We start from the raw sequence: 13,054 nt of genomic DNA, 5'->3' as shown, positions 1-13,054 counted from the left end.
CTCAACTGTCGAGCGCGTGAGCGGCCAGCTGCCGCTCCTCTGAGGCCTCATTGTGAGCCATCAGGGGATGATTCGGCGGCAAAGCCGCCAGGCGGATGTCACCGCCGTAGTGCGCGATCACGCGGTGGTCCATCACCCGCCGCCACAGCGGCGGCACCAGCGTCAGCGGGAGCATCGCCGCGTAACCCGCGGGCAGTTCCGGCGCCTCGTCGAAGTGGCGCAGTGCCTGGTAGGGGCGCATCGGGTTGGCGTGGTGGTCGGAGTGCCGCGGCAGGTGGAACAGGAAGACGTTGGACAGCACGCTGTTGCTGTTCCAGCTGTGCGCGGGCCGCACCCGTTCGTAGCGGCCGTCGGCCAGCTTCTGCCTGCGCAGACCGTAATGCTCCATGTAGTTGACCATTTCGAGCAGGCAGATCCCCACCACGGCCTGACCGATCAGCCACGGCAGCACGACGGGTCCGAACCAGACTGCCAAGCCCGCATAGAGCACCGCGCTCATCGGCCAGGCGCTCAGCACCTCGTTGTGCCAGGACCACCGCGATTGGCCGCGGCGGGCCAGCCGCTTGGCCTCCAGCCGCCATGCCGTCTGCACTCGGCCGAGCACCGACCGGGGCAGGAACCGGTAGAAGCTTTCGCCGAACCACGAACTGGTCGGATCCTCGGGAGTCGCGACCCGCACGTGATGGCCGTGGTTGTGCTCGACGGGGAAGTGGCCGTACCAGCATTGCGCGAGCGCGATCTTGCTCAGCCGCTTCTCAGTGCGCTCGCTGGTGTGCCCGATCTCGTGGGCGACGTTGATGGCGCACCCGCCGACGATGCCGACCGCCAGCATCAGTCCCAGCTTGTCCGCCCAACTCATCGACAGCCAGCCGCCGCCCGCCCACAGCCAGCACGCGAACGCCAGCGACAGATATTGGCAGGGCAGATAGAGATACGTCGCCCAGCGGTAGAACCGATCTTTCTCCAGCGACAGCAGCGCGCCGTCGGACGGCCCCTCGCTGTCGGAGCCGCCGAGGTAATCGATCACCGGGCCGATCGCGAACACCAGTACCAGGCCCAACCACCAGAAGGCCGGGGTGCCGATGAAGTACACGCACAGCCAGGACAGGCCGACCATCCCGGGCATGATCGTGCTGAACAGCCACAGGTAACGCTTGCGATCTCGCCAATGGGGGACCACCGCGGCAGAAGAGGACGCCGGTGAGGCCATGATGAGTGTTTACCGTTTCGAGACCAAGACCGCAAACGATCGGTGAATTGCCACCGCCGCGTGTCGGCGACAGGTTCGTCACACCGGACGTGCGCCGGGCAGGTGGGCGTCGTGTTGCTTTCTCTGCCGTGAGCAACGAAATGCCCACCCAGCTCAGCCAACCCACCCGCGGCCGGGGCCGACCAGGCATAGCTTTTCGAAAGTTTGCCTAGTCGTCCTGGGTGCGGCGCTCGGGGCCGTCGCCCAGAACGCCGCGGTGGTCGGCCCGATCCTCACCATCCTGGTGCTCAACATCGTCGCCGGTGTCGCCGCGGTCTTCGCTGCACCGTCGGGGCGTGGTTGACGGCATTTTCCCAGTTTGTGGCCGTGCCGCCGCGGGTAGGCTCGGCAGATGTTGACACCTATGCGCGTCGGCGCTGCCGCGTTACTCCTCCCCATCGCGTTCGTGACCGCCTGCTCGTCGAATGAGTCCACCAACCAGGGGAGTTCGTCGACCACCTCCGGTACGGCGGCGGCAGGCGCGGACAGCATTGTGACCGAACTGAAGACGCCGGACGGCAAGCCGGTGGCCAAGGCCACCTTCGACTTCGCCGACGGCTTCGCCACGGTCACGGTGGAGACCGTCGCAGGCGGCATCCTGGCACCCGGCTTCCACGGACTGCACATCCACTCGGTGGGCAAGTGCGAGCCGAACTCGGTGGCACCGAGCGGCGGCGAGCCGGGCAACTTCCTCTCGGCGGGCGGGCACTTCCAGGTCAGTGGCCACACCAGTCACCCGGCCAGCGGCGACCTGACCTCGCTTCAGGTTCGCCCCGACGGTTCGGCCAAGCTGACCACCACCACTGAGGCCTTCACCAAGGCTGATCTGACCGGCCCGCAGGGCACGGCCCTGATCATCCACGAGGGTGCGGACAACTTCGCCAACATCCCGCCGCGCTACACCGTCGACGGCAAGCCCGGCCCCGACGAGCAGACGATGGCCACCGGTGACGCCGGCAAGCGGGTGGCGTGCGCGGTGATCAGCCCCGCTGGGAGCTGAGCCGCACTCCGGTACCACCGCAGAGATCTCGCCCGGCGAACCGCCACGGGCGCGTGGCGATGGGTCAGCTACCGGAGTTCCGGCCTGCGCAGCGCCGGGCCGCTGACGGCGTTACCGTCGACTACACCGAAGCCCGGGTGCGTCCTGGGCGGCGATCCCGTCCGCAGCCGGGAGACCGTCGAGCAGGCACTGTGATCTGCGCCACTAGCGAAGTGTCAAGCCCTGCGCGTCAACCCTCGCGAGCAGCGAACTTCCGGTATTTCCGCCGGCGCGTTCGCGGCCATTGTGGCGTAGCGCACCCCGAAACGGTCGCAATTATTAAGGACTTCCCTTAAGAATTTAGACACCACTGAGGCATTGTGATGTTGGCAACTTTTGCCCGAAGGCCGGTGAGAATTTCTTAGCTGGCGACTTAGTCGATGGCCACCGGTGAATGAATTGCCCGGAATATCAGTGCTGATCAGAAGCAATTTCTGAAGATAATTCACGCTTTACAACAAATCGATAACGATCGCTGGCTTAACGGCACCTGAGACCATCGCGACGGGTGTGAATTGGGAACGAAGTAAAGGAAATTCTGGGTTAACAATCTCGGTAGACTGATCACAAGCCGACGCCGCCTGGCGTCATACGCACGCTCACTACGAAATTCAGCCTGAACGAGGCTGTCGGAGGAACGAGATCATGGCAAACACGTCAGCAGTGGCCGAGCGGGTCGCCGCAGCGCATTCCCTCTGGCTGTCGTCGCTGCCGACGATTCGGCGCGCACCCTCCGGCGATCTGCTTCCCGCGTTGTTCGACGAGGCTCTCCTCGAGCCCGTCACCGCCCCGATGGTCAGCGCGGCCGGAACCGTCGCCGCCGCCAACGGCCCGGTGAGCGATATGGCGGTCAGCCCCGATGGCCGTCGTCTGGTCGTCGCGCACTACGGCGCCGACGTGGTGTCGATCATCGACACCGCCAGCATGTCGGTGACCGCCACCGTCCGCGGCGTCACCGAGCCGTACTCGGTGGTGGTGGCCGACCGCGCCTACGTCACCTCGGCATCCACCGAGGATGACGCGATCGTGGCGATCGACACCGCCACGGCCGTCCCCTTCGCCGCGAAGAACCTCGAGATGGCCGCACGCGGTCTGGCCGTCAGCCCGGCAGGCGACGTGCTCTACGTTGCCCGCATCGGTGACGACCGGGCTGATGTCGCCGTCGTCGACGTCGAGACCGGTGCGCTGCGCACCGTCGCTGTCTCGGCCGTCGGGGGTGCGTCGGTCGAAGCTCTTCACCTCAGTGCCGACGGCACGCGCCTGTTCGTGGGCCTGACCACCGTGTCGGGCGGCAGCCTCGTCGTCGTCGACACCAAACGTTGCTCGGTGCTGCGCACCGTCGCCCTCGGCGGATCCATCGGCGAGATCGCTGCACATCCCAACGGGCGCATGGTTTTCGCCACCGGTTGGGACGTCGAGTTGGGCAGTGTCATCAACGTGATCGACGTGGCCGCGGGCCGGGTGGTCGATACCGTCGCCGTGCACGGAATCCCCACCTCGCTGGTGCTCGGACACAACGGTGAGCTGGCCTACTTCGCCGACCGCGACGAGATCGCCGCGATGTGCACCGTCACGCACGAGATCGTCGACCACATCGCCGTCGGCGGCGCGCTGGCTTGCCTGGCTTCCGGCCCGGACGGCCGGCTCTATGCGGCCGACTACGCCGGCGCGATCACCGCGCTGCAGGTCGGTGCCACCACGGACGCGGCGCTGCTCGCCTCCTGATTTCAGCGAATTCGGCGCGGTTGTCGTCGCTGGGCGACGACAACCGCGCCGACATCACTAGTTGCGGGCGGTGCAGTCCAGCGACACCGAGATTGTCTGGCTGGTGATCACCGGCACCAGCACGTTGGCGTTGCCCCTGCCGATCGTCGGCCCGACGTAGGGAACCCACTGCGTCACCGTCTGCGGATTGCGGACGTTGGTGACCACGCACTGTGACATCGGCCCGGTGCCGATCCGGTCGATGTTGACGGTGTAGCCCTGCTGCTGCAGTTGACTGATGGTCTGCTGTGCCGAGGTGTCGTCCGCCCACGCGGCCGCCGCAGGTCCGGCGACGATTGCGCCTGCTGCCGCGATGGCGGCAAGCATCCATGTTGTGCGCATTCGCACATCCTCCTTCTGACGACCCCCAATGATCCTCTTCCTGTATCGCTAGTGCGGACCGAAATGTTGCAGCCCGTTTAGCGACGCCCGCACCGGGAAGACACGGTATGGGCGGTTGACGGTCAACGACGACACAGGCGCCTCATCCAGCACATCCTTCACAATCGAGGAGGAACCTATGGCAGACAACAACAGTGGACCCGAAGAGGGCATCAAGGGCGTCGTCGAAGACGTCAAGGGCAAGGCCAAGGAGGCCGTGGGAACGGTCACCGGCCGCGACGACCTGACCGAAGAGGGCAAGGCCCAGCAGGACAAGGCCGACGCCCAGCGGGACGCGGCAGCGAAAGAGGCCGAAGCGGAGAAGGCGCGCGCTGAAGCGAAAACCGAAGAGCAGCGCCAGAAGTCCCACCAGTAGACCTGTGGCGATAGCGGGCCCGGCCGGAAGTATGGCCGGGCTCGTTGTCATCCCCGGGGTGCGTACATGATCAGGCCGACCCCGGCCAGGCACACTGCCGATCCCATGACATCCCAGCGGTCGGGCCGGAAGCCGTCGGCGGCCATGCCCCACAGCAGCGACCCGGCCACGAACACCCCGCCGTAGGCGGCGAGGATCCGGCCGAAATTCGCGTCCGGTTGCAGGGTGGCGACGAACCCGTAGGCGCCCAGCGCGATGACGCCGAAGCCCATCCACAGCCAACCGCGGTGCTCGCGCACCCCCTGCCACACCAGCCAGGCGCCCCCGATCTCGAGCAGCGCCGCGGCGACGAACAACAGGATCGACTTGGCGACGGTCATGACGTCAGCATCGCATCTCGGGGGATCCCGGGGTGCCGGCCGAATCGCGCCACTAGCCTTGGCGCCATGGACAGCACCATGCAGCAGTTCTCGTTGACCGTCTCGGCCATCCTGCGCTACGCCGTCAGCGTGCACGGCGACCGGACGGTCACGACAGCCACCGGCGACGGCGGTTACCGCCATGCCACCTACCGCGAGGTCGGCAGTCAGGCCGCGAGGCTGGCCAATGCGCTGCGCAGGCTGGGCGTCGAGGGTGACGACCGGGTGGCCACCTTCATGTGGAACAACCAGGAACATCTGGAGGCCTACGTCGCGGTGCCGTCGATGGGCGCGGTGCTGCACACCCTCAACATCCGGTTGTTCCCGGAGCAGATCGAATTCGTCGCCTACGAGGCCGAGGACAAGGTCGTCATCGCCGATTTGTCGCTGGCCCCCATCCTGGCCCCGGTCCTGCCGAAGATGGAGACCGTGCACACCGTGATCGCGGTGGGGGCGGGAGATCTCGAGCCCTTCGAACGCTCCGGCAAGAGAGTCGTCCGCTACGAAGACATCACCGCCGCCGAGTCCGACGACTTCGACTGGCCCGATGTCGATGAGAACTCCGCTGCGGCAATGTGTTACACCAGCGGCACCACCGGCCATCCCAAGGGGGTGGTGTACGGCCACCGCTCGAGCTATCTGCACTCGATGGCGGTATGCAGCGGCAACGGTATGGCATTGAGCTTCTCGGACAAGGCGTTCCCGATCGTGCCGATGTTCCACGCCAATGCCTGGGGCCTGCCGTACGCGGCGCTGATGGCCGGTGCGGACATGGTCCTGCCGGACCGGTTCATGGACGCCAAGTCGTTGGTGAACCTCATCGAGACGCAGCGGCCCACCGTCGCCGGCGCCGTTCCGACGATCTGGAACGACGTGATGAACTACCTGGATCGCGAGTCCGGACATGACATTTCGTCGCTTCGGCTGGTCGCCTGCGGCGGATCGGCGGTGCCGGTGTCGCTGATGCAGACCTTCGAGGAGAAATACGGTGTGCAGATCCGCCAGTTGTGGGGGATGACCGAGACGTCGCCGATGGCCACCCTGGCCTGGCCGGCGCCGGGCACCCCCGAGGACAAGGTGTGGGAGATCCGCGGCACGCAGGGCAGGCCGATGTGTGGCGTGGAGGCCCGCATCGTCGACGACGAGGGCGGTGCACTGCCGAACGACGGCGAGGCCGTCGGCGAACTGGAGGTTCGCGGGCCGTGGATCACCGGGTCCTACTACCGCAACACCGACGATTCGAAGTTCGAGTCCGGCTGGCTGCGCACCGGCGACGTCGGCCGCATCGACCGGCAGGGCTACATCACGCTGACCGACCGCGCCAAGGACGTCATCAAGTCCGGCGGTGAGTGGATCTCCTCGGTGGAACTGGAGAACCACCTCATCGGGCATCCGGCCGTACGGGAGGCCGCGGTGGTCGGGGTTCCCGACGACCGCTGGCAGGAGCGGCCGCTGGCCGCCGTCGTCCTACAGGATGATGCCCAGGTGAGCCCCGCCGAGTTGCGGGATTACCTGGCAGACAGGGTCGTTCGGTGGTGGCTGCCGGAGCGGTGGACGTTCGTCGACGAGATCCCGCGCACCAGTGTGGGCAAGTACGACAAGAAGACCATCCGCTCGCGGCACGCCGAGAACGCCTACGAGGTCGTGACGCTCTAGCGTTCGGCGCGCTGGTAGGCGGTGACGACCGCTGCTCCGCCCAGCCCGATGTTGTGCTGCAGTGCGGCGGTGACGCCGTCCACCTGCCGCTTGTCGGCGGTGCCGCGCAGCTGCCAGGTGAGCTCGGTGCACTGGGCCAGGCCCGTCGCGCCCAGTGGATGGCCCTTGGAGATCAGCCCGCCCGACGGGTTGACTACCCAGCGCCCGCCATAGGTGGTGTCGCCGGCGTCGATCAGCTTGGGCGCCTCGCCTTCGCCGCACAGGCCCAGGGCTTCATACAGCAGCAGTTCGTTGGCCGAGAAGCAGTCGTGCAACTCGATGACCTGGAAGTCCTCCGGGCCCAGCCCGCTCTGGTCGTAAACCTGGCGCGCCGCTTGGACATTCATGTCGTGGCCGATGATGTTCTTGGCCGAGCCGTCGAAGGTCGACGCGAAGTCGGTGGTCATCGCCTGCCCGACGATCTCCACGGCCTGGCCGGCCAGCCCGTGATCCTCGACGAAGCGCTCCGAGGCCAGCACCACCGCACCCGAGCCGTCCGAGGTCGGCGAGCACTGCAGCTTGGTCAGCGGATCGGAGATCATCTTGGCCGACAGGATGTCCTCGAGGCTGTACTCGTCCTGGAACTGGGCGTACGGGTTGTTCACCGAATGCTTGTGGTTCTTGTACCCGATCTTGGCGAAATGCTCTGCGGTGGCGCCGTATTCGCGCATGTATTCGCGGCCGGCCGCACCGAACATCCAGGGTGCGACGGGAAAGGCGAACTCGTCGATCTCGGCGAGCGCCTTGACGTGGCGGCCCAGCGGTGTCTCGCGGTCATCCGAGCCGCCGCCGAGGGACCCCGGCTTCATCTTCTCGAAGCCGAGGGCCAGCACGCAGTCGGACAACCCGCCGCGGATGGCCTGCGCACCGAGGAACAGCGCGGTCGACCCCGTCGAGCAGTTGTTGTTGACGTTGACGATCGGAATGCCCGTCATGCCGAGTTCGTAGAGGGCGCGCTGACCGGAGGTGGAGTCACCCGAGCAGTAGCCGACGAAGCCCTGTTCGATCAGGCCGTAGTCGATACCGGCGTCGGCCAGCGCCTTGGTTCCCGACTCGCGGGCCATGTCCGGGTAGTCCCAGCCGGCCCGGCTGCCCGGCTTCTCGAACTTGGTCATTCCGACCCCGACGACGTAGACCTTGTTCGGCATGGCGTGATTCCTAACTTTCTCCGGGACCCACTGCGCGCCGAGCAGCCGCAAAATCGCATACCGGAGGCCGGAATCGTGCGAGTTTGCGCCTGCTCGCGGGCAGGTCGTGTACATGTAGTTGTAACACGTTCTAGTTTTGGGAGGTGGCGCCCGTGGCGTTGCGAGTTATCCAATGGGCAACCGGTTCGGTCGGGGTGGCGGCGATCAAGGGCGTGCTCGAGCACCCCGATCTCGAACTCGTCGGCTGCTGGGTGCATTCCAAGGACAAAGCCGGCAAGGACGTCGGCGACATCATCGGCACCGATCCTCTCGGTGTCACCGCCACCGGCAGCATCGACGACATCCTTGCGCTGGACGCCGACGCGGTGATCTACGCCCCGCTGCTGCCCAACGTCGACGAGGTCACCGCCCTGCTGCGCTCGGGCAAGAACGTCGTGAGCCCGCTGGGCTGGTTCTATCCCAGCGAGAACGAGGCCGCACCGCTGGAGGCGGCGGCCCGCGAGGGCGGCGTCACCCTGCACGGCGCCGGGATCGGGCCGGGCGCGGCCACCGAACTGTTCCCGCTGCTGCTGTCGGTGATGTCCACCGGGGTGACGTTCGTGCGCGCCGAGGAGTTCTCCGATCTGCGCACCTACGGCGCCCCCGATGTGCTGCGCCACGTGATGGGATTCGGCGGCAGCCCCGAGAGCGCGCTGAGCGGACCCATGCAGAAGCTGCTCAATGGCGGCTTCTTCCAATCGGTGCGCCTGATCGTCGACCGGCTGGGCTTCGCGGCCGAGCCGATGATCCGCACCCATCAGGAGATCGCCGTCGCGACGGCCCCGATCGACAGCCCGCTGGGTGTCATCGAACCGGGACAGGTGGCCGGCCGGCGGTTCCACTGGGATGCCGTGGTGACCCAGAAGCTGGTCGTGCGGATCACCGTCAACTGGATGATGGGTGAGGAAAACCTCGACCCCGCATGGACTTTCGGCCCCGCCGGGGAACGCTACGAGATCGAGGTGCGGGGCAACCCCAACACCTTCGTGACCATCAAGGGCTGGCAGCCCGAGAGCGTCGAGGAAGGCCTGAAGAGCAACCCGGGCGTGGTGGGCACCGCCGCGCACTGCGTCAACTCCATTCAGGCGACCTGCGCGGCGCAGCCCGGCATCGCCGGGTTCTTCGACCTGCCGCCGATCACCGGGCGCGCTGCTCCCTATCTGAGCCGCTGAAACTTCACTAGCATCGGCGCATGGCTCATCCCGTCGTCGTCGAACAGTCCAGGGCAATCCCGGTCACGCCGGAGGATGCGTTCGAGAAGACGCTGCCGATCCCGCTGCCGGTGTTGTTCCCGCGCTGGTACGGGCCGATCCCGCCGATCAAGGCCGTGCACGGTCAGGTCGGTGAGTGGGCCACCGCCGGACAGACCCGCGACGTCGCGCTGGTCGGCGGCGGGGGTATGCGCGAGACGCTGACGAGCGTCGATCCGCCGCACTCGTTCGGCTACACCCTGGCCGACATCCGCGGCGCGATGGCACCGCTGATCGACCATGTCGAGGGGGAGTGGATTTTCGCCCCGCACGGCACCGGCACCAAGGTGACCTGGCGCTGGACGCTGCACCCCAAGTCGGCGCTCAGCGCGCGGGCGCTGCCGGTGTTCGCGCTGATCTGGCGCGGGTATGCCAAGCAGGCGCTGGAAACGCTGTCGGATCAGCTGCTGCGCTAACGACAATGTGTCGCCTCTTCGGCCTGCACGCCGGCCGCAACCTGGTCACCGCGACGTTCTGGTTGCTGGACGCACCCGACAACCTGGCCGCACAGAGTCGGCGCAATCCGGACGGCACCGGGCTAGGCGTGTTCGGCGCCAACGGCACCCCCGAACTCGCCAAGCAGCCGATGGCGGCCTGGCACGACCGCGATTTCGCGTGCGAGGCACACGAGATGACCGGCACCACCTTCCTGGCCCACGTGCGGTACGCGACCACCGGCGCCCTCGACGTCGTCAACACCCACCCGTTCCTGCAGGACGGTCGGCTGTTCGCGCACAACGGGGTGGTCGACGGACTTGACCACCTCGACGAACGCCTGACCGCGCTCGGGGCGCGCGAGCTGGTCAAGGGGCAGACCGATTCCGAGCGGGTGTTCGCGCTGATCACCGCGAACATCTACGCGCACAACGGAGATGTGGCCGCCGGGCTCATCGACGCGATCGGGTGGGTGGCCGAGAACCTGCCGCTGTACGCGGTCAACATTCTGCTGAGCACGGCCACCGACATGTGGGCGCTGCGCTACCCGGACACCCACGACCTCTACGTGCTCGACAGGCGCGGGCAGACGGGTGCCTTCGAACTGCGCACCGACCGGATCCGGGCCCGGTCCGACCATCTGGCCGGGCAGCGGTCGGTGGTCTTCGCCAGCGAACGGATGGACGACAACCCGGGGTGGCGGCTGTTGGACCCGGGCGAGCTGGTGCACGTCGATGCAGACCTGAATATCACCAGTCGGCTGGCGTTCCCGAACCCGCCGCGACACCTGCTGCAGCAGGCGTGATCTCCGGGCCGCTCAGCGCGGTTCGAGAACCGCCTGCGGGCCGCGCAGCATCAGCTGGCGGCCGATGATGATGCGCTGAATCTCGCTGGCGCCCTCCCAGATCCGCTCAACACGAAGCTCGCGGAACATCCGCTCGGCGACGTTCTCGCGCATGTAGCCGCGCCCGCCGAAGATCTGTACCGCCCGGTCAGCGACTCGCCCGGCCATCTCCGAGCAGTACAGCTTGGCCATCGACGCCTGGCCGTGCAGGGCCTTGCGATCCAGGCCGGCGTCGATACCGCGGGCTACCTCGTAGAGCAGGCTGCGCGCGGCGAACAGTTCGGTGGCGCTGTCGGCGAGCATGCCCGCGACCAGTTGATGCTCGCCGAGCGGCTTGCCGTCGACGATCCGGTCTTTCGCGAACGCCGTCACCTCGTCGACCAGTCGCTGGGCCGCGCCGACGCACCGGGATGCGACCATGATGCGCTCGAAGCGGAACCAGTCCTGGGTGAACTGCATGCCCTCACCCTCGGCGCCGACCAGGTGGCTGACCGGAACCCGGACGTCGGTGAACGACACGATCGGGTGCTCGTCGGGGATGTTATGCGAATAGTGCGGTGTGCGAACCACTTCCACCCCCGGCCAGGGCAGATCGACGACCAGCAGCACATGGTCGCCCTCGTGCGGGCCGTCGGTGAGCACGGCCTGCACGAAGCAGTATTCGGCCAGGTTGAACGATGTCACATGCCACTTGACGCCGTTGATGACGTATTCGTCGCCGTCGCGGCGCGCGGTGGTCTCCAGGGCCGAGACGTCGGATCCGGCGAACTCCTCGGTGATGGCGTAGGCCTCGTGCTTCTCACCGCGCACGGCCGGGAGCAGCCAGCGTTCCTTCTGGTAATCGGTGGCGACCCCGGCCCACCACTGCGGCGGGGTGTGCGCCACCCAGGCGATCGCATTGGTCACCCGGCCGACCTGCTCCTGCACCAGAACCTGTTGCAGGGCAGTGAATCCCGGGCCCCCCACCGAGGTGGGCATATTGGTGGCATACAGGCCCAGTTCGATGGCGCGGGCGTGGTGTGCGGCGGTGATCTCCTTGGGAAGCTGACCGCCCGCCGCTTCGGCTTCGGCCTCGTAGGGGATCAGAGTTTCGACGAAGTCGCGGGCGGTATCCCGGATCCGTAGGTCTTCGGCTGACAACCCGTACATTCGGTCTGCTCTCCGCTCGTTGCACCTATTGACTGAGCGTTCAGTCTATGTCACGGTCTTGAGGTATGACCAGCAGTCAGAGTGCGGACGTCGTGGTGATCGGTGGCGGCACCGTCGGGGCGTGGACGGCGGTCCAGCTCGCCGAACGCGGGGCCGGCCATGTCGTGCTCCTGGAGATGCAGACCCTCGGCGACGGCGCGAGCAGCCGCGCCTCCGGGATGGTGCGCGCCCAGGGCGGCACCGAAACCGCCATCAAGCTGGGGCTGCGCAGCCAGGAGTTCTATGCCGCCAGCGGTGACCGCTTCCCACTGGACTGCGGATTCGTCCGGCAGGGCTATCTGATGCCGTGCTTCACCGAGACCGAGGTCGCCCAGGCCCACGACCGGATCGCCCTGCAGCATCAGCTGGGTCTGGACGTCGAGTGGCTGTCGCCCACCGACATCGACGGCCGCGACACCGGAATGGCGCCCGGCGTCACCCTGGGCGGCTCGTATGCCCCCGGCGACGGCTACATCAACGCACCGCGCAATGTGCTGGCGTACACCGCCGCGCTGACCGCCCACCGCGTCGACGTCCGGGAGCGGACCACCTTCACCGGGCTGCGGGTCTCCGGTGGCCGGGTGGTCGGTGTGGACACCTCGGCCGGACCGATCGACACCCCGCGCGTCGTGCTGACCGGCGGCCCGCACCTCGGCGAGGTCGGCGTACGCGCCGGCGGGCGAATCCCGGCCGGCGGTACCCGCCACCAGGTGGTCGTCACCGAACCGCTGCGCGGCGCGAACATCGACGACCTGCCGATGGTCTTCGACGTCAGTGAAGGAATCTATTGGCGGCCAGGAGAATTCGGTGGAGTGCTGTGGGGGATGAGCAACCCCGAGGAGCCGGCGGGCGTGGCACTTGAGTTCGACTGGGCCTACTACGAGAAAGCGAAGTCCCGCATCGAGGAGCTGTTCCCACCGGTACGCGGACTGGGTCTGCGCCGCACCTGGGCGGCCACGATCGACTACACCAATGACCATCTGCCGATCGTCGGGCCGCTGCTGACCGACGACGGGCCGATCAACGGCACCGTGGTGGCCAGCCCGGCCGGCCACGGCATGATGTGGGGCCCGGCGGTGGCCGAAGTGGCCACCGACCTGACCCTAACCGGCGAATGCACCTGGCTCGACCTCGCCGATCTCGGCCTGGACCGCTTCGACGCCAACGGCAACAGCCGCGTGGCGCCCGAACCGATCTCCCTGCCGTTCCCCGAACACGCCTGACAAC

Annotated in this window: 14 protein-coding genes; 8 read left to right on the top strand and 6 right to left on the bottom strand. The window is 67.2% G+C overall.

All coding sequences use genetic code 11. From position 1 onward, the window contains the following. Position 1: 1 nt before the first annotated feature. Both OG976_RS07790 and OG976_RS07785 read right to left on the bottom strand, forming a co-directional pair. Positions 2-1,210, bottom strand: a complete 1,209-nt coding sequence (locus OG976_RS07790; protein ID WP_328360160.1) for an alkane 1-monooxygenase — start codon at positions 1,208-1,210, stop codon at positions 2-4. A 208-nt stretch (positions 1,211-1,418) separates the two neighbouring features. Then, entirely contained in the window at positions 1,419-1,559 is a 141-nt protein-coding gene (locus OG976_RS07785; protein WP_328360157.1) for a hypothetical protein, read from the bottom strand. A 42-nt stretch (positions 1,560-1,601) separates the two neighbouring features. Here OG976_RS07785 and sodC point away from each other — a divergent pair, with 42 nt between their 5' ends. Both sodC and OG976_RS07775 read left to right on the top strand, forming a co-directional pair. Next, positions 1,602-2,249 carry a superoxide dismutase[Cu-Zn] gene (gene sodC / locus OG976_RS07780; RefSeq protein WP_328360154.1) on the top strand — a complete coding sequence of 216 codons (648 nt, stop codon included), beginning with the start codon at positions 1,602-1,604 and terminating at the stop codon, positions 2,247-2,249. Positions 2,250-2,933: 684 nt separating this feature from the next. Beyond that, the gene (locus tag OG976_RS07775) at positions 2,934-4,013 is read left to right on the top strand and encodes a YncE family protein (protein WP_328360151.1); all 1,080 of its coding nucleotides are present in this window, start codon (positions 2,934-2,936) and stop codon (positions 4,011-4,013) included. 57 nt (positions 4,014-4,070) lie between these two features. Here the strand turns inward: OG976_RS07775 and OG976_RS07770 are convergent, their stop codons facing one another. Further along, complete coding sequence (locus tag OG976_RS07770) at positions 4,071-4,394, bottom strand: hypothetical protein (RefSeq protein WP_328360148.1); 324 nt, start codon at positions 4,392-4,394, stop codon at positions 4,071-4,073. Positions 4,395-4,572: 178 nt separating this feature from the next. On the opposite strand from OG976_RS07770, the gene mbp1 reads away from it, so the two are divergent. Continuing rightward, the gene (gene mbp1 / locus OG976_RS07765) at positions 4,573-4,809 is read left to right on the top strand and encodes a microaggregate-binding protein 1 (RefSeq protein ID WP_328360145.1); all 237 of its coding nucleotides are present in this window, start codon (positions 4,573-4,575) and stop codon (positions 4,807-4,809) included. Positions 4,810-4,856: 47 nt separating this feature from the next. On the opposite strand, the gene OG976_RS07760 is transcribed toward mbp1, so the two are convergent. Then, a complete protein-coding gene (locus OG976_RS07760; protein ID WP_328360143.1) occupies positions 4,857-5,189 on the bottom strand; it encodes a YnfA family protein in 333 nt (110 codons plus the stop codon). Between the two features lie 66 nt (positions 5,190-5,255). On the opposite strand from OG976_RS07760, the gene OG976_RS07755 reads away from it, so the two are divergent. Continuing rightward, the gene (locus OG976_RS07755) at positions 5,256-6,884 is read left to right on the top strand and encodes a long-chain fatty acid--CoA ligase (protein ID WP_328360140.1); all 1,629 of its coding nucleotides are present in this window, start codon (positions 5,256-5,258) and stop codon (positions 6,882-6,884) included. Here the strand turns inward: OG976_RS07755 and OG976_RS07750 are convergent. Then, positions 6,881-8,071: a lipid-transfer protein gene (locus OG976_RS07750; RefSeq protein WP_328360137.1), complete on the bottom strand. Its 1,191-nt coding sequence runs from the start codon at positions 8,069-8,071 to the stop codon at positions 6,881-6,883. The two genes, OG976_RS07755 and OG976_RS07750, sit on opposite strands and share 4 nt — an antisense overlap. A gap of 152 nt (positions 8,072-8,223) precedes the next feature. Between OG976_RS07750 and OG976_RS07745 the strand changes: the two genes are divergently transcribed. The 3 genes from OG976_RS07745 to OG976_RS07735 are packed head-to-tail and all read left to right on the top strand — an operon-like array spanning position 8,224 to position 10,600. Further along, positions 8,224-9,282: an NAD(P)H-dependent amine dehydrogenase family protein gene (locus OG976_RS07745; RefSeq protein ID WP_328360134.1), complete on the top strand. Its 1,059-nt coding sequence runs from the start codon at positions 8,224-8,226 to the stop codon at positions 9,280-9,282. Positions 9,283-9,302: 20 nt separating this feature from the next. Continuing rightward, positions 9,303-9,776 (top strand): SRPBCC family protein, encoded by a 474-nt coding sequence (locus OG976_RS07740; RefSeq protein WP_328360132.1) that lies wholly within the window; start codon positions 9,303-9,305, stop codon positions 9,774-9,776. A gap of 5 nt (positions 9,777-9,781) precedes the next feature. Continuing rightward, complete coding sequence (locus tag OG976_RS07735; protein WP_328360130.1) at positions 9,782-10,600, top strand: class II glutamine amidotransferase; 819 nt, start codon at positions 9,782-9,784, stop codon at positions 10,598-10,600. Positions 10,601-10,612: 12 nt separating this feature from the next. Here OG976_RS07735 and OG976_RS07730 read toward each other — a convergent pair whose 3' ends face one another. Continuing rightward, on the bottom strand, positions 10,613-11,788 hold the full coding sequence (locus tag OG976_RS07730) for an acyl-CoA dehydrogenase family protein (RefSeq protein ID WP_328360128.1): 1,176 nt from the start codon (positions 11,786-11,788) through the stop codon (positions 10,613-10,615). Between the two features lie 65 nt (positions 11,789-11,853). On the opposite strand from OG976_RS07730, the gene OG976_RS07725 reads away from it, so the two are divergent. Beyond that, positions 11,854-13,050: an NAD(P)/FAD-dependent oxidoreductase gene (locus OG976_RS07725; RefSeq protein WP_328360125.1), complete on the top strand. Its 1,197-nt coding sequence runs from the start codon at positions 11,854-11,856 to the stop codon at positions 13,048-13,050. Positions 13,051-13,054 lie beyond the last annotated feature (4 nt).

The sequence above is a fragment of the Mycobacterium sp. NBC_00419 genome (assembly GCF_036023875.1).
Classification (GTDB): domain Bacteria; phylum Actinomycetota; class Actinomycetes; order Mycobacteriales; family Mycobacteriaceae; genus Mycobacterium.
Note: the sequence above shows the minus strand (reverse complement) of the source record. Positions and strands in the feature narration are given on the sequence as shown.